This window comes from Bacillus sp. A260, from assembly GCF_009861435.1.
GTDB lineage: Bacteria > Bacillota > Bacilli > Bacillales > Bacillaceae_G > Bacillus_A > Bacillus_A cereus.
Window position 1 is genome coordinate 32,501 of sequence record NZ_CP046398.1, and the last position, 14,904, is coordinate 47,404.

Consider the following 14,904-nt stretch of genomic DNA (forward strand, 5'->3'; position numbering starts at 1 on the left):
GTAACTATAACGGTCCTAAGGTAGCGAAATTCCTTGTCGGGTAAGTTCCGACCCGCACGAAAGGTGTAACGATTTGGGCACTGTCTCAACCAGAGACTCGGTGAAATTATAGTACCTGTGAAGATGCAGGTTACCCGCGACAGGACGGAAAGACCCCGTGGAGCTTTACTGTAGCCTGATATTGAATTTTGGTACAGTTTGTACAGGATAGGCGGGAGCCATTGAAACCGGAGCGCTAGCTTCGGTGGAGGCGCTGGTGGGATACCGCCCTGACTGTATTGAAATTCTAACCTACGGGTCTTATCGACCCGGGAGACAGTGTCAGGTGGGCAGTTTGACTGGGGCGGTCGCCTCCTAAAGTGTAACGGAGGCGCCCAAAGGTTCCCTCAGAATGGTTGGAAATCATTCGTAGAGTGCAAAGGCATAAGGGAGCTTGACTGCGAGACCTACAAGTCGAGCAGGGACGAAAGTCGGGCTTAGTGATCCGGTGGTTCCGCATGGAAGGGCCATCGCTCAACGGATAAAAGCTACCCCGGGGATAACAGGCTTATCTCCCCCAAGAGTCCACATCGACGGGGAGGTTTGGCACCTCGATGTCGGCTCATCGCATCCTGGGGCTGTAGTCGGTCCCAAGGGTTGGGCTGTTCGCCCATTAAAGCGGTACGCGAGCTGGGTTCAGAACGTCGTGAGACAGTTCGGTCCCTATCCGTCGTGGGCGTAGGAAATTTGAGAGGAGCTGTCCTTAGTACGAGAGGACCGGGATGGACGCACCGCTGGTGTACCAGTTGTTCTGCCAAGGGCATAGCTGGGTAGCTATGTGCGGAAGGGATAAGTGCTGAAAGCATCTAAGCATGAAGCCCCCCTCAAGATGAGATTTCCCATAGCGTAAGCTAGTAAGATCCCTGAAAGATGATCAGGTTGATAGGTTCGAGGTGGAAGCATGGTGACATGTGGAGCTGACGAATACTAATAGATCGAGGACTTAACCATATAATATGTAGCAAATGTTATCTAGTTTTGAAGGAATATACCTTCAATAGTTTGGTGATGATGGCAGAGAGGTCACACCCGTTCCCATACCGAACACGGAAGTTAAGCTCTCTAGCGCCGATGGTAGTTGGGACCTTGTCCCTGTGAGAGTAGGACGTCGCCAAGCAACTAAAAACACAAGTCATTTGACTTGTGTTTTTTTGTATTGTTAAAAAGAATGGGAAAGAAGTAATGGAAATACAAACACGTTGCCCAAGAGTTAATCATATTATATAAAAGATGGGTGTATATTTTTCTGTAAATTGTTAAGGATTAGAAGTATAAAATAGGTTCACTTAAATAGGGAGGGAAGATTATGAAATTACAAAGTGAAGTTTGTATTGTTTGTGAGACAAAAAGAAAAGAAGGTATATATGTTTATAATAATTTAATATGCCATGAATGTGAAAAGGATATGGTGAATACAGAGACAGATGATCCGAAATATATATATTATTTAAAGCAGCTTCGAAAATTAGAAGTATCATATTTTTAAATAGGCATATGCCTATTATTTTTTTTGTTCTGTATAATAGATAGAGAATGAATAATAAGGAAGAGATGTAGATGAATCAAAATCGTATGCCTTTATATGAGGCGTTAATAGAGTTTAAAGAAAGAGGGCCGTTATCCTTTCATGTTCCTGGTCATAAGAATGGTTTAAACTTCCCTCAGGAGGCAATAAGAGAGTTTAAAGGTATTCTATCTATTGATGTAACTGAATTAGCAGGACTAGATGATTTGCATAGTCCGTTTGAATGTATAGATGAGGCACAACAATTATTGGCTGAAGTTTATAATACAAAGAGAAGTTATTTTTTAATTAATGGTTCAACAGTCGGGAACTTAGCAATGATTTTGTCTTGTTGCGGGGAACATGATATTGTTCTTGTACAAAGAAATTGTCATAAATCAATTATTAATGGTTTAAAACTTGCGGGAGCAAATCCCATTTTTTTAGATCCATGGATTGATGAAGCTTATAACGTACCAGTGGGAGTTCGTAATGAAATTATTAAGAACGCAATTGGAAAGTATCCAAATGCGAAAGCACTTATTTTAACGCATCCTAATTATTATGGTATGGGGATGGATCTAGAGGCAAGCATCGCTTTTGCACATGCACATAAAATCCCTGTTTTGGTAGATGAGGCACATGGGGCACATCTATGTTTGGGAGAACCATTTCCGAAGTCAGCATTAACATATGGTGCAGATATTGTAGTTCATTCTGCACATAAAACATTACCCGCAATGACAATGGGTTCCTATTTACATATAAATAGTCATTTAGTAGACGAAGATAAGGTTACTACTTATTTAAGTATGCTACAATCTAGTAGTCCATCGTATCCAATTATGGCTTCCTTGGATATAGCACGCTTTACAATGGCGCGTATAAAAGAAGAAGGTCACAGTGAAATTGTTGAGTTTTTACGAAGATTTAAGGAACAATTACGTTCTATTCCCCAAATCACCATTTTAGAATATCCGTTGCAAGATGAGTTAAAGGTCACCGTACAAACTCGTTGTCAGTTATCAGGGTACGAATTACAGTCTGTATTTGAAAAGGTCGGTATATATACAGAGATGGCTGATCCGTACAATGTCCTATTTATTTTACCCTTACAAGTAAATGAGGGATATATGAAGGTTATAGAGATGATCCGAGTAGCATTGCAACATTATGAGGTGAAAGACAAGAGGGAATCTATTCGTTATACTTATAATGGTGAATTCTCTCTTTTACCGTATACGTATAAACAACTAGACGGATATGAAACAAAGATAGTATCTATAGAAGAGGCTGTTGGAATGATAGCGGCGGAAATGGTGATTCCGTATCCACCTGGAATTCCATTAATTATGTATGGAGAGAGAATTACTTCAGAGCATAAAGAGCAAATTATGTATTTAGAAAGAGCAGGAGCTCGTTTTCAAGGTAATACGAAATATATGAAAGTGTATGATATAGAAAGTAGGTTTTAGGATGAAGGGATTATTTGTAACAATTGAGGGCCCAGAAGGTTCAGGTAAAACAACGTTAATTAAAAGCTTATTGCCATATTTTGAACAAAAAGCACAGAAGGTAATGGCGACAAGGGAACCAGGCGGTATTGCAATTTCTGAGGACATTAGGACGATTTTACATAAACAAGAATATACGATGATGGAAGCACGTACAGAAGCGCTTCTTTATGCTGCTGCGCGCAGACAACATTTAGTAGAAAAAGTTATGCCAGCACTTAATGAGAACTACCTCGTGTTATGTGATCGTTTTATAGATAGCTCTTTAGCATACCAAGGCTATGCAAGAGGATTGGGTATGGATAAGGTATTTGAAATAAATCGTTTCGCAACAGAGGACTGTATGCCTAGTTTAACAATTTATCTAGACATTGAGCCTGAGGTTGGTTTGGCTCGGATTGAAAAAGATGCAGGACGTGAAGTAAATCGACTAGATATGGAAGATATCTCTTTCCATAAACGTGTGCGCGAAGGGTATTTACAAGTTGTAGAACGTTTCTCGGATCGTATTGTATTGGTAAATGCTGATCAACCGATGGAAAAACTTATAGAAGAAGTTGTTCAGATTATAGAAGATAAATTGTTATAATAGAAGGAAAGAATGAAATAAGTGAGGTATGCATTATGACGAAGACGTGGGAGCAGCTTTCTGCTATACAACCCATCGGTGTAAAAATGTTGATGAATAGCATTGCAAAAGAGCGTATATCCCACGCTTACTTGTTAGAGGGAGGGAAAGGGACAGGAAAGTTTGCGACAGCAATTCAAATGGCAAAGAGTTTCCTCTGTTCTGAGCGGAATGGAGTAGAGCCCTGTCATGTATGTACAAACTGTAAGCGAATTGATTCAGGTAACCACCCTAACTTACATATTGTAAAACCAGACGGATTATCTATTAAGAAGCAGCAAATTCATGATTTACAAGAAGAGTTTTCAAAAACAGGATTAGAGGCAAATAAAAAATTATATATTATTGAGCACGCAGATCGTATGACAGCAAATGCGGCAAATACACTTTTGAAATTTTTAGAAGAACCAAGTAGTGATACAACTGCTATTTTACTTACTGAACAAAGTCATCAAATTTTAAATACGATTTTATCTCGCTGCCAAGTTGTTACGTTTAGACCGTTACCTACGGAATCTTTAATTAGAAGATTACAGGATGAAGGGATTACAGCATCTTTATCGACACTTGCTGCTCAACTTACAAATAGTTTTGATGAAGCTTTAGCTTTATGTAGTGATGAATGGTTTGCACAAGCACGAGCTTTAGTGATAAAATTATGTGAAGCGCTCGAAAAAGATAAAACCTCTATTTTTTTTGTACAAGAAAAATGGGGAAAACACTTTGGAGAGAAAGAACAATTACAGCAAGGTTTAGATATGTTACTCCTTATTTATAAGGATTTATTATATGTTCAACTTGGAGAAGAAGATCGTCTTGTTTTTCATGAGCAGAAAGAGATATTTGAATCGTTTTCCTATGCTCAGAAGCGCATTGTATCAGCTCTCTTTAATATATTAGAGGCAAAAAATAGAATCAACGCTAATGTAAATGCGCAGCTTGTGTTCGAACAGTTAGTGTTGCGGTTGCAGGAGGGATGACCGTTTTGTATGATGTAGTAGGTGTTCGCTTTAAGAAGGCCGGAAAGGTATATTACTTTGATCCAAACCAGTTCGATATCTCTGAAAATGAGTTTGTCATTGTAGAAACGGTAAGAGGTATTGAATACGGAAAAGTAGTTATTACCAAAAAACAAGTTGATGAAAACGACGTTGTATTACCGCTAAAAAAGGTTATTCGTATTGCAAATGAAAATGATCGTACCATTGTTGAAGAGAACAAATATGCTGCCAAAGAAGCATATCAAGTCTGTCAACAAAAGGTAGTAGAGCATAATCTTGATATGAAACTTGTAGATGTAGAGTATACATTCGATCGTAATAAGATTATTTTCTATTTTACTGCGGATGGTCGGATCGATTTCCGCGAACTAGTGAAGGACTTAGCCGCAATTTTTAGAACAAGAATTGAACTAAGACAAATTGGTGTTCGTGATGAAGCGAAGATGCTAGGTGGTATTGGTCCATGTGGTCGTATGCTTTGTTGTTCTACTTTTTTAGGGGATTTTGAACCTGTATCCATTAAAATGGCAAAGGATCAAAATTTATCATTAAATCCTGCAAAAATCTCTGGTTTATGTGGTCGCTTAATGTGTTGCTTAAAATATGAGAATGATGAATATGAGGCAGCAAAGGAACAACTTCCTGATTTAGATCAACGTATACAAACCCCGCATGGTACTGGCCGTGTTATCGGATTAAATATTTTAGAAAGATTAATTCAAGTGGAACTAGTAGACAAGGAACGGATAGTAGAATATACGTTAGATGAGTTAGTGAATAAAGGGGTCGTTTCGAGTCAAACCACAGATTAATGAGGTGGGTGCTTGTGGAGAAAAAAGATATTTTTGAATCGGTTTCTAGTATGGAAGAGCAAATTGGACATTTATATAAACAGTTGGGAGAGTTAAAACAGCATCTTGCAGAGTTGTTGGAAGAAAACCAGCATATAAAAATGGAAAATAACAATTTGCGACACCGTTTTGAAGAAGTGCAGAATAAAGAAAAACAAAAAACTCAAAAACGTAAAGAAGTGAAGCCGAAAACAGATATTGGTGAAGGCTATGACAATTTAGCCAGACTATATCAAGAAGGTTTTCATATTTGCAATCTACATTATGGAAGTGTACGTAAAGAGGGAGATTGTTTGTTCTGTCTTTCATTCTTAAATAAAAAGTGAAATTACCTTTCCAATTATAATTGGAAAGGTAATTTTTTATACATGAAATAGGGTAGGTTAAGGGTAAGAAAAGGAGCAGTATATGAATTTATATGAAGATGAACGTTTAGATTACTTATTAGCACAAGACATGAAGATTATACAAAGCCCATCAGTATTTAATTTTTCTTTAGATGCCGTTTTACTCGCAGATTTTGCATGGGTACCAATTCAAAAGGGGAATTTACTTGATTTGTGTACAGGTAACGCGGTTGTTCCCCTTCTATTAAGTACAAGAACAAAAGGAAATATTACTGGTGTGGAAATTCAAGAACGCTTATATGATATGGGAGTAAGAAGTGTTCAATACAATGGGTTGGAAGAAAGAATTCACCTCATACATGGAGATTTGAAAGATATGCCAGAGAAACTTGGGCGTCATCAATATGATGTTGTTACATGTAATCCACCATATTTTCAAACACCTCAAACTTCAGAGAAAAATATGAATGAACATTTAGCGATAGCTCGTCATGAAATTATGTGTACATTAGAAGATGTTGTATCTGCAAGTAGTCAGTTAGTAAAACAAGGTGGGAAAGTAGCGTTTGTACATCGTCCAGGGCGATTACTAGACATTGTCACATTAATGCGTAAATATAAAATTGAACCAAAGCGTGTGCAATTTGTTTATCCTAAGGTTGGAAAAGAAGCAAATACATTGTTAATTGAAGGAATTAAGGATGGAAATGCAGATTTGAAAATTTTACCGCCTCTCGTTGTATATGAGAACAATAACGAATATACAAAGGAGCTACGTTCAATTTTATATGGAGAAGAATAAGCACTTTTTTTATGTGGTAGAGTGCTCTGATGGAAGTTATTATGCTGGATATACAAACCATATAGAAAAGAGAATTCAGACTCATAATAGTGGCAAAGGGGCTAAGTATACACGCGTCAGGCTTCCTGTCGTTTTAAAATATGTAGAGACCCACGATGATAAGCGTACAGCTATGCAAGCGGAGTATTACTTTAAGCAATTAACGAGAAAACAAAAAGAGGCATATATGCAAAAAGGAGAACGCTATGTGGCAACAAAAAAGCTTTCAACAAAATGAAAAGGGAGTTTTATATTTAGTACCAACTCCTATTGGAAATCTAGAAGATATGACATTTCGTGCAATCCGAATTTTAAAAGAAGTTGATTTAATTGCTGCTGAAGATACGAGACAAACGAAAAAACTTTGTAATTATTTTGAAATTGAAACACCTGTCACGAGTTATCATGAGCACAATAAAGAAGTAAGTGGGAAGAAACTATTAGAGAAATTAGAGGATGGAAAGAATGTAGCACTTGTTAGTGACGCTGGTATGCCGTGTATTTCTGATCCAGGTTACGATATTGTCGTTGAGGCAGTAGCTGAGCAATATCATGTAATTCCGCTTCCTGGAGCAAATGCAGCCCTTACAGCATTAATTGCATCCGGTCTTGAAACAAAGCAGTTTTATTTCTATGGTTTCTTGCAGAGAAACAAAAAGGAACGGAAGATGGAGTTAGAAAAGCTACGTTATGTACAAATTACAATGATGTTTTATGAAGCACCTCATCGTTTAGATGATACTTTAATTTCGATGCAGGAAGTGTTGGGAAATAGAGAGATTGTATTATGTCGAGAGTTAACGAAAAAATTTGAGGAATTTATTCGAGGAACAATCGAAGAAGCAATTGAGTGGACGAAGCAAAATGAAGTACGTGGTGAGTTTTGTATTTTAGTAGCTGGTTCAACAGAAGAACCTGCTCCAGAAGAACAATGGTGGGAATCTCTTTCGGTATATGATCATATTGAATATTATATAAATGAAAAAAGTATGAATTCAAAAGAAGCGATTAAAACAGTCGCTAAAGATCGAGATTTGTCGAAAAGAGATGTATATCAAATCTATCATGTCGATAAAAAATAAGCTTCTCATAATTGAGAAGCTTATTTTGCTGTTTCGATATAATCTTGAAGTTCGTTTAAGATTTGCTCAGCGCCTTCTTTGCTTAAGATGATTTTACCTTCAGCTAAAGAAAGGTTACCGTCAGATACTTCACCAGTTACTTGGCAAGTCATGTTTGGTTTATATTTCTTTAAGATGATTTTTTCGTCATCAACATAGATTTCAAGAGCGTCCTTTTCTGCAATACCTAAAGTACGGCGTAATTCGATTGGAATTACTACACGACCTAATTCATCAACTTTACGAACAATACCAGTAGATTTCATAATTTTTTTCCTCCTAAATAAATAGTTTATAAGTTTCGAGTCTATTTTTAGATTCGTCATTTTTCGACAAAATACCCTATGGACATATGATACCAATCATTTACATTTCCGTCAATTCTTAAATTCTATATTTTTTAAAAAGATTTATAGATTTCTTATTTCTTATATATAATAGATTGAGAGGAAATTCCACAATTATTTACATTATTTTCTGAAAAAATAATAAATTAAAAGTGGATATTGTATATTTTTTTGAAATATGAGCAATAGATGATAAAGATATTGAGCATTAAGACCTAAATTGAAAATTAGGTTGGCGTAAAGAAGATAAGTTAGATTTGGGCTGCTCGTAAAAGCCCAATTAACGTGGGCTAATAATTAGTGGGGAGGAACAAAAACCCTACTGATTAAAGTTTCACTTTATATATGAGTTTTTGATATACTGTTTATAAATACATATGAGGTTATTCGGGAGGTCCAAAACAATGACAGAGGAAAATAAGTCCTTTTATATTACTACCCCAATTTATTATCCAAGTGGAAAATTACACATTGGACATGCTTATACGACAGTAGCAGGAGATGCGATGGCACGATATAAGCGTATGCAAGGTTATAATGTGCATTATTTAACAGGAACTGATGAACATGGACAGAAGATCCAAAAGAAAGCAGAAGAGTTAAATATTACGCCACAGGCATATGTTGATAACATTGTTGCAGGAATTAAAGAGCTTTGGGAGAAGATGGATATTTCTTATGATGATTTTATTCGTACAACTGAAGATCGTCATAAAGATGTTGTCGAAAAAATCTTTAAACAATTAGTAGATCAAGGTGACATTTATCTTGATGAATATGAAGGTTGGTATTCTGTACAAGATGAGACGTTCTATACAGAGCATCAACTAGTAGAGCCAATTATGGAAGGCGACAAAGTAGTTGGAGGAAAAAGCCCAGATAGTGGTCATGATGTAGAACTTGTTCGTGAAGAATCTTATTTCTTTAGAATGGGTAAATATGTCGACAGACTATTAAAGTTCTATGAAGATAATCCACATTTCATTCAGCCGGAGTCTCGTAAAAATGAAATGATTAATAATTTTATTAAACCGGGATTAGAAGATTTAGCAGTTTCTCGTACTTCATTTGACTGGGGAGTTCGTGTTCCTGGTAACCCAAAACACGTTATTTACGTATGGGTTGACGCATTATCTAACTATATTACGGCGTTAGGTTATGGAACAGCAAATGAAGAGAAATATAAAAAATTCTGGCCTGCAGATGTGCATTTAGTTGGGAAAGAAATTGTTCGTTTCCATACAATTTATTGGCCGATAATTTTAATGGCATTAGATTTACCTCTTCCGAAGAAAGTCTTTGCTCATGGCTGGATTTTAATGAAGGATGGAAAGATGAGTAAGTCAAAAGGAAACGTAGTAGATCCAGTTACATTAATCGATCGTTACGGATTAGATGCATTACGTTATTACCTACTTCGTGAAGTTCCATTTGGATCTGATGGTGTATTTACACCAGAAGGATTTGTGGAGCGTATTAATTTCGACTTAGCAAATGACTTAGGTAATTTATTAAATCGTACAGTAGCTATGATTGATAAGTACTTTAACGGAGAAATCCCTGCATTTAAAGCAAATGTGACGGAATTTGATGAAACGTTAGTAGCGTTTGCACAAGATACTTTGAAAAAAGTAGAAGAAGCAATGGAGAATATGGAGTTCTCTGTAGCGTTAGGATCTATTTGGCAACTAGTTAGTCGTACGAATAAATATATTGATGAAACACAACCATGGGTATTAGCAAAAGATGAGAATGATCGTGAAAAGTTAGCCTCTGTAATGGCTCATTTAGCAGAAGTACTTCGTCAAACAGGTATTATGCTTATGCCATTCTTAACAGTAGCACCAAGCAAGATGTTTGCTCAGCTTGGCCTTACTGATGAAGCTCATAAATCTTGGGAAAGTCTATCTACAATTGGCTGCATTCCAGCTGGAACAAAAGTAGAAAAAGGAAACCCAATTTTCCCTCGTTTAGAAATGGAAGTGGAAGTAGAGTACATTAAAGAACAAATGAAAAGCTCTGCTCCTAAAGTAGAAGAGAAAAAAGAAGAAGAACCGAAGGCAGAAGAAATTACAATTGATGATTTCTTTAAAGTAGAATTACGCGTAGCTGAAGTACTATCTGCTGAACCTGTGAAAAAAGCAGACAAGCTGTTAAAAATTCAACTAGACTTAGGTACAGAAAAGCGTCAAGTTGTTTCTGGAATTGCAAAATTCTATTCGCCGGAAGACTTAAAAGGTAAAAAGGTTATTTGTGTAACAAACTTAAAACCTGTAAAATTACGCGGTGAATTATCGCAAGGTATGATTTTAGCGGGTGAAGAGAATGGCGTATTGTCATTAGCATCAATTGACCAAAATCTACCAAATGGTACAAAAATCAAGTAATTAAGACAAGAAAAGAGATGTTTCACGTGTAACATGTGTGAAGCGTCTTTTTTCTTTTTACACTCTCTATTTTTGCATTAAGATTGTAGTATTGTTATCGTTAAGTTATTAAAGAACTTATTTTTGTAGAATAAACTTGATTTCAATATAAAAGGAGTTATGTATTATGTTGTTTGATACACATTCACATTTGAATGCAGAGCAATTCGAAGGAGATTTGCAAGAGGTTATTGCCCGAATGAAAGAAGCGGGAGTTACTTATACAGTTGTTGTTGGTTTTGATGAAGTAACGATAAAAAAGGCGATGGAATTAGCTGAAGCCTATGATTTTATTTACGCTGCGGTTGGGTGGCACCCAGTTGATGCAATCGACATGACAGAAGAACATTTAGCTTGGTTAGAAGAACTTGCTTCTCATCCTAAAGTCGTTGCACTTGGAGAAATGGGCTTAGATTATCACTGGGATAAGTCTCCAAAAGAAATACAGAAAGAAGTATTCCGTAAACAAATTGCATTAGCGAAAAAAGTAAAATTGCCGATTATTATACATAACCGCGATGCAACTCAAGATATTGTTGATATTCTAGAAGAAGAGAATGCAGCTGAAGTAGGAGGCATTATGCATTGCTTTAGCGGCAGCGTAGAGGTAGCAGAGCGATGTGTTGATATGAACTTTTTAATTTCGTTAGGTGGACCAGTTACATTTAAAAACGCTAAGAAGCCGAAAGAGGTTGCTACGGAGATTCCATTAGAGAAATTGTTAATAGAGACGGATTGTCCGTATTTAACACCGCATCCATTTCGAGGGAAACGAAATGAACCGAGTTATGTAAAACTCGTGGCAGAAGAAATTGCGAATTTAAAAGGAATTTCTTATGAGGAAGTAGCAGAAATGACAACTAAAAATGCAAAAGTTTTATTTGGTGTTGAATAAAAAAGAATGGGGAAACCTGTTCTTTTTTATTTTGAGAAAAACTAGTAGAAGTGATGAAGAAAATAAATGTGAATGATGAAGTGTTACAATAAGGACAGAGAACAAAGATTTTTCTATTCTATTTTTTAAAATATAAGAATGGGGAAAATAATAATGGAAAAGTCGTCATTTTTTTGTTTTACTAAGTAGAGACGAAATGAGTGTGGAGGCAAGCATGAAAATAAAAGAGATTATCGTTGTAGAAGGTAAAGATGATACAGTTGCGATTAAGCGTGCTGTTGATGCGGATACAATTGAAACGAACGGTTCAGCAATCGGTGATCATGTTATTGAGCAAGTTAAATTAGCGCAGCAAAAAAGGGGCGTTATTATTTTCACAGATCCGGATTATCCTGGAGAGCGTATTCGAAAAATTATTTCTGACAAGGTTCCTGGCTGTAAGCATGCCTTTTTACCGAAGGAAGAAGCGCTTGCTAAAAGGAAAAAGGGTGTTGGGATCGAACACGCTTCTAATGAGTCGATTCGCCGCGCTCTAGAGAATATACATGAAGAAATGGAAGCTTACACAAGTGAAATTAGTTGGAGTGATTTAGTCGATGCAGGCTTAGTGGGCGGAGAAATGGCAAAGAGCCGCAGAGAAAGAATGGGTAAGCTATTAAAGATTGGTTATACAAATGCAAAACAGTTACATAAACGATTACAGATGTTTCAAGTTTCAAAGGAATCATTTGCAGAAGCTTATAAGCAAGTAATACAGGAGGAAAAAAAATGAAGGATATCGCAACGCCAAATCGTACAAAAGACATTGTTGAAAAGTATGGATTTTCATTCAAAAAAAGTTTAGGACAAAACTTTTTAATTGATACAAATGTATTAAATCGTATTGTCGATCATGCAGAAATTGGTTCAGAAAGTGGTGCAATTGAAATTGGACCAGGTATTGGTGCATTAACAGAGCAATTAGCAAAGCGTGCTAAAAAAGTAGTGGCTTTTGAAATTGATCAAAGACTATTACCAATTTTAGATGAGACGTTAGCGCCATATGGTAACGTTACAGTTATTAATAAAGACGTACTAAAAGCAGATGTACATGAAGTATTTAATGAGCAATTTGAAGAAGGGCAAGATGTAATGGTAGTAGCTAACTTACCATACTATATTACAACGCCAATTTTATTTAAATTGCTTGAAGAAAAGTTACCAGTTCGTGGATTTGTTGTTATGATGCAAAAAGAAGTTGGAGATCGTTTAGCTGCTAAACCTGGAACGAAAGAGTATGGTTCTTTATCGATTGCTATTCAGTATTATACAGAAGTTGAAACAGTTATGACTGTACCGCGTACAGTGTTTGTACCACAGCCAAATGTTGATTCTGCAATTATTCGCCTTCTAAAGCGTCCGAAACCGGTTGTAGAGGTGACAGATGAAACATTCTTCTTTGAAGTAGTACGAGCAAGTTTCGCACAGCGCCGTAAAACTTTGATGAATAATTTATCAAATAATTTAAATGGTTTCCCGAAAGATAAGGAATTATTGGATCGAATTTTAACAGAAGTAGGAATTGATCCAAAGCGAAGAGGCGAAACGCTATCTATTGAAGAGTTTGCAACATTAAGTAATGCATTAGTTCTTCATAAATTATCATAAGAATATGAAAGGGACAGTTCAAGTTGAACTGTCCCTTTTGTCACCTTTCTCTCTTTAAATTCATACTTTAAAAACAGGTAAGATGGCCTAATGAGTTTGGAGGTAGGAGAATGGTTTTACATGTTGGAGAATTAGTGGAACGATATTCTCATAAGAGGGATATTCTTTTTCGTATTATAGAAATAAAAGGCGAGATAGCTATATTGTTTGGAGAGGAAATTAGACTGGTGGCGGATGCGCCACTTGAAGATTTAATTAGTATAGATCAAAGAGAACATAAAAAAAGGGTGAAGCGTGAGAAAGAAACAATGGAGCGCACGTATCGTTTGTTTCAACAAGATTATGTACTGATGAAACAAAGGCATGAACATACTTCAACTGGTGGATACACAAGTGAGGTGAATTATTTTCAAATGCCGGGACGTGTATTGCATATAGATGGAGACCCTTTATATTTGCGCAAGTGCTTAGATTTATATAATAAAATTGGCGTTCCTGTTCAAGGTATTCATTGTAAAGAAACGGAGATGCATGAAAAAGTAGTAGACTTAATAGATCACTTTCGCCCAGACATTCTCGTTATTACAGGGCATGATGCATATACAAAATCAAAAGGAGTGAAGGGAGATTTAGCGGCATATAGGCATTCAAGACATTTTGTACAGGCTGTTCGTGAAGTGCGAAAAAAATATCCATCATTGGATCAACTTGTTATTTTTGCTGGGGCATGTCAATCACATTTTGAGGCACTAATTCGTGCAGGGGCCAATTTCGCTAGTTCACCATCTAGAATTAATATTCATGCACTAGATCCTGTATATGTAGTTGGTAAAATTAGTTTTACTTCATTTATGGAGAGAGTCAATGTATGGGATGTCGTACGTAATACAATTACTGGTGAAAAGGGACTAGGTGGAATTGAAACGAGAGGGATTTTACGAACGGGATTACCTTTTCAACATTACGAAGAGTAAGCAGGATACATATGTATCTTGCTTTTTTGTATGGAAGGATTTAAATGAATTTGGATAAAAAGAGGTAAGAACGTGCAGACTACGTAATGATACTTTTACAATATAGTATTTCTTCTATCTATTCAAACGCAGGATGATATTAGCTGTGAATCGCGGTTAATAATTAGGATAGATATATCGTGCTTTAAGTGTTCAATCTAAATTACAGCGAGGTGTAGCGAAGTATATGTCAAAACGTTTAGATGAAATTAAAAGCGAATTAGATCACCATCTTGGACAGCGACTTATGTTAAAAGCAAATAGTGGAAGAAGAAAAACTGTGGAGCAATCAGGTGTACTAGCAGAAACATACCGTTCCGTTTTTGTTGTACAATTAGATCAACAAGAAGATGCGTTGCAACGTGTATCTTATAGTTATGCAGATGTTTTAACAGAGACAGTAGAGTTAACATTTTATGGAGACCCTCATAATGAGGTCATTTTATAATTTGTATATCATTACATATATTCCCATAAATGAAAAGCTATATTATTTTGCATACTAACTATACCGTAGCAAAATAAGGAGGGACTCTGCATTGAGTAGACGAAGAGGTGTCATGTCAAACCAGTTTAAAGAAGAGCTAGCAAAAGAGCTTGGCTTTTATGATGTTGTTCAGAAAGAAGGATGGGGCGGAATTCGTGCGAAAGATGCTGGTAACATGGTGAAACGTGCTATAGAAATTGCAGAACAGCAATTAATGAAACGAAACCAGTAGTTGTAAGATAC

At 36.4% G+C, this 14,904-nt stretch carries 17 protein-coding genes and 2 rRNA genes (1 of these 19 running past the window's edge); 18 read left to right on the forward strand and 1 reads right to left on the reverse strand.

Features of this window, described 5'->3' with window-relative positions; translation table 11 throughout:
- From GD442_RS00165 to rsmI, 11 genes are all read left to right on the forward strand, one after another.
- Positions 1–990, forward strand: a 23S ribosomal RNA gene (locus GD442_RS00165) (it extends 1,932 nt beyond the left edge of the window).
- 50 nt (positions 991–1,040) lie between these two features.
- A 5S ribosomal RNA gene (gene rrf, locus GD442_RS00170) occupies positions 1,041–1,156 on the forward strand.
- Positions 1,157–1,345: 189 nt separating this feature from the next.
- Positions 1,346–1,525 (forward strand): sigma factor G inhibitor Gin, encoded by a 180-nt coding sequence (locus GD442_RS00175; RefSeq protein ID WP_000776278.1) that lies wholly within the window; start codon positions 1,346–1,348, stop codon positions 1,523–1,525.
- A gap of 71 nt (positions 1,526–1,596) precedes the next feature.
- Complete coding sequence (locus GD442_RS00180; RefSeq protein WP_017657146.1) at positions 1,597–3,018, forward strand: aminotransferase class I/II-fold pyridoxal phosphate-dependent enzyme; 1,422 nt, start codon at positions 1,597–1,599, stop codon at positions 3,016–3,018.
- A gap of 1 nt (position 3,019) precedes the next feature.
- Complete coding sequence (tmk, locus tag GD442_RS00185) at positions 3,020–3,646, forward strand: dTMP kinase (RefSeq protein WP_000677218.1); 627 nt, start codon at positions 3,020–3,022, stop codon at positions 3,644–3,646.
- A 35-nt stretch (positions 3,647–3,681) separates the two neighbouring features.
- The gene (holB, locus tag GD442_RS00190) at positions 3,682–4,665 is read left to right on the forward strand and encodes a DNA polymerase III subunit delta' (protein WP_048538417.1); all 984 of its coding nucleotides are present in this window, start codon (positions 3,682–3,684) and stop codon (positions 4,663–4,665) included.
- Positions 4,666–4,670: 5 nt separating this feature from the next.
- Entirely contained in the window at positions 4,671–5,498 is an 828-nt protein-coding gene (locus GD442_RS00195; RefSeq protein WP_048538418.1) for a PSP1 domain-containing protein, read from the forward strand.
- Between the two features lie 14 nt (positions 5,499–5,512).
- Complete coding sequence (gene yabA / locus GD442_RS00200) at positions 5,513–5,863, forward strand: DNA replication initiation control protein YabA (RefSeq protein WP_000412063.1); 351 nt, start codon at positions 5,513–5,515, stop codon at positions 5,861–5,863.
- An 82-nt stretch (positions 5,864–5,945) separates the two neighbouring features.
- On the forward strand, positions 5,946–6,686 hold the full coding sequence (locus tag GD442_RS00205; protein WP_001055366.1) for a tRNA1(Val) (adenine(37)-N6)-methyltransferase: 741 nt from the start codon (positions 5,946–5,948) through the stop codon (positions 6,684–6,686).
- Entirely contained in the window at positions 6,673–6,963 is a 291-nt protein-coding gene (locus tag GD442_RS00210) for a GIY-YIG nuclease family protein (protein ID WP_000414350.1), read from the forward strand. The genes GD442_RS00205 and GD442_RS00210 overlap by 14 nt, the downstream gene beginning before the upstream one ends.
- Positions 6,932–7,807: a 16S rRNA (cytidine(1402)-2'-O)-methyltransferase gene (gene rsmI / locus GD442_RS00215; RefSeq protein WP_074553640.1), complete on the forward strand. Its 876-nt coding sequence runs from the start codon at positions 6,932–6,934 to the stop codon at positions 7,805–7,807. The genes GD442_RS00210 and rsmI overlap by 32 nt, the downstream gene beginning before the upstream one ends.
- Before the next feature lie 20 nt (positions 7,808–7,827).
- On the opposite strand, the gene GD442_RS00220 is transcribed toward rsmI, so the two are convergent.
- A complete protein-coding gene (locus GD442_RS00220; protein ID WP_000843036.1) occupies positions 7,828–8,112 on the reverse strand; it encodes a transition state genes transcriptional regulator AbrB in 285 nt (94 codons plus the stop codon).
- Between the two features lie 485 nt (positions 8,113–8,597).
- Between GD442_RS00220 and metG the strand changes: the two genes are divergently transcribed.
- From metG to sspF, 7 genes are all read left to right on the forward strand, one after another.
- On the forward strand, positions 8,598–10,580 hold the full coding sequence (gene metG / locus GD442_RS00225; RefSeq protein ID WP_000134140.1) for a methionine--tRNA ligase: 1,983 nt from the start codon (positions 8,598–8,600) through the stop codon (positions 10,578–10,580).
- 166 nt (positions 10,581–10,746) lie between these two features.
- Positions 10,747–11,514, forward strand: coding sequence for a TatD family hydrolase (locus tag GD442_RS00230; RefSeq protein ID WP_000895851.1), 768 nt, complete (start codon positions 10,747–10,749; stop codon positions 11,512–11,514).
- Positions 11,515–11,728: 214 nt separating this feature from the next.
- Positions 11,729–12,286, forward strand: a complete 558-nt coding sequence (gene rnmV / locus GD442_RS00235) for a ribonuclease M5 (RefSeq protein WP_000692835.1) — start codon at positions 11,729–11,731, stop codon at positions 12,284–12,286.
- Positions 12,283–13,161, forward strand: a complete 879-nt coding sequence (rsmA, locus tag GD442_RS00240) for a 16S rRNA (adenine(1518)-N(6)/adenine(1519)-N(6))-dimethyltransferase RsmA (protein WP_000651548.1) — start codon at positions 12,283–12,285, stop codon at positions 13,159–13,161. Before rnmV ends, rsmA begins: the two co-directional genes overlap by 4 nt.
- 110 nt (positions 13,162–13,271) lie before the next feature.
- Positions 13,272–14,135, forward strand: a complete 864-nt coding sequence (yabG, locus tag GD442_RS00245; protein ID WP_000242868.1) for a sporulation peptidase YabG — start codon at positions 13,272–13,274, stop codon at positions 14,133–14,135.
- A gap of 226 nt (positions 14,136–14,361) precedes the next feature.
- Positions 14,362–14,622 carry a biofilm formation stimulator Veg gene (veg, locus tag GD442_RS00250; RefSeq protein WP_000044347.1) on the forward strand — a complete coding sequence of 87 codons (261 nt, stop codon included), beginning with the start codon at positions 14,362–14,364 and terminating at the stop codon, positions 14,620–14,622.
- 91 nt (positions 14,623–14,713) lie between these two features.
- Positions 14,714–14,893, forward strand: coding sequence for an acid-soluble spore protein SspF (gene sspF / locus GD442_RS00255; protein ID WP_002094215.1), 180 nt, complete (start codon positions 14,714–14,716; stop codon positions 14,891–14,893).
- Positions 14,894–14,904 lie beyond the last annotated feature (11 nt).

Coding starts and splice junctions, on each gene's coding strand:
- GD442_RS00180 (WP_017657146.1), top strand. CDS start 1,597: ATGAATCAAAATCGTATGCCTTTATATGAGGCGTTAATAGAGTTTAAA.
- holB (WP_048538417.1), top strand. CDS start 3,682: ATGACGAAGACGTGGGAGCAGCTTTCTGCTATACAACCCATCGGTGTA.
- veg (WP_000044347.1), top strand. CDS start 14,362: ATGTCAAAACGTTTAGATGAAATTAAAAGCGAATTAGATCACCATCTT.
- GD442_RS00205 (WP_001055366.1), top strand. CDS start 5,946: ATGAATTTATATGAAGATGAACGTTTAGATTACTTATTAGCACAAGAC.
- metG (WP_000134140.1), top strand. CDS start 8,598: ATGACAGAGGAAAATAAGTCCTTTTATATTACTACCCCAATTTATTAT.
- GD442_RS00210 (WP_000414350.1), top strand. CDS start 6,673: ATGGAGAAGAATAAGCACTTTTTTTATGTGGTAGAGTGCTCTGATGGA.
- GD442_RS00230 (WP_000895851.1), top strand. CDS start 10,747: ATGTTGTTTGATACACATTCACATTTGAATGCAGAGCAATTCGAAGGA.
- GD442_RS00175 (WP_000776278.1), top strand. CDS start 1,346: ATGAAATTACAAAGTGAAGTTTGTATTGTTTGTGAGACAAAAAGAAAA.
- rsmI (WP_074553640.1), top strand. CDS start 6,932: ATGTGGCAACAAAAAAGCTTTCAACAAAATGAAAAGGGAGTTTTATAT.
- yabG (WP_000242868.1), top strand. CDS start 13,272: ATGGTTTTACATGTTGGAGAATTAGTGGAACGATATTCTCATAAGAGG.
- GD442_RS00220 (WP_000843036.1), bottom strand. CDS start 8,112: ATGAAATCTACTGGTATTGTTCGTAAAGTTGATGAATTAGGTCGTGTA.
- rsmA (WP_000651548.1), top strand. CDS start 12,283: ATGAAGGATATCGCAACGCCAAATCGTACAAAAGACATTGTTGAAAAG.
- tmk (WP_000677218.1), top strand. CDS start 3,020: ATGAAGGGATTATTTGTAACAATTGAGGGCCCAGAAGGTTCAGGTAAA.
- rnmV (WP_000692835.1), top strand. CDS start 11,729: ATGAAAATAAAAGAGATTATCGTTGTAGAAGGTAAAGATGATACAGTT.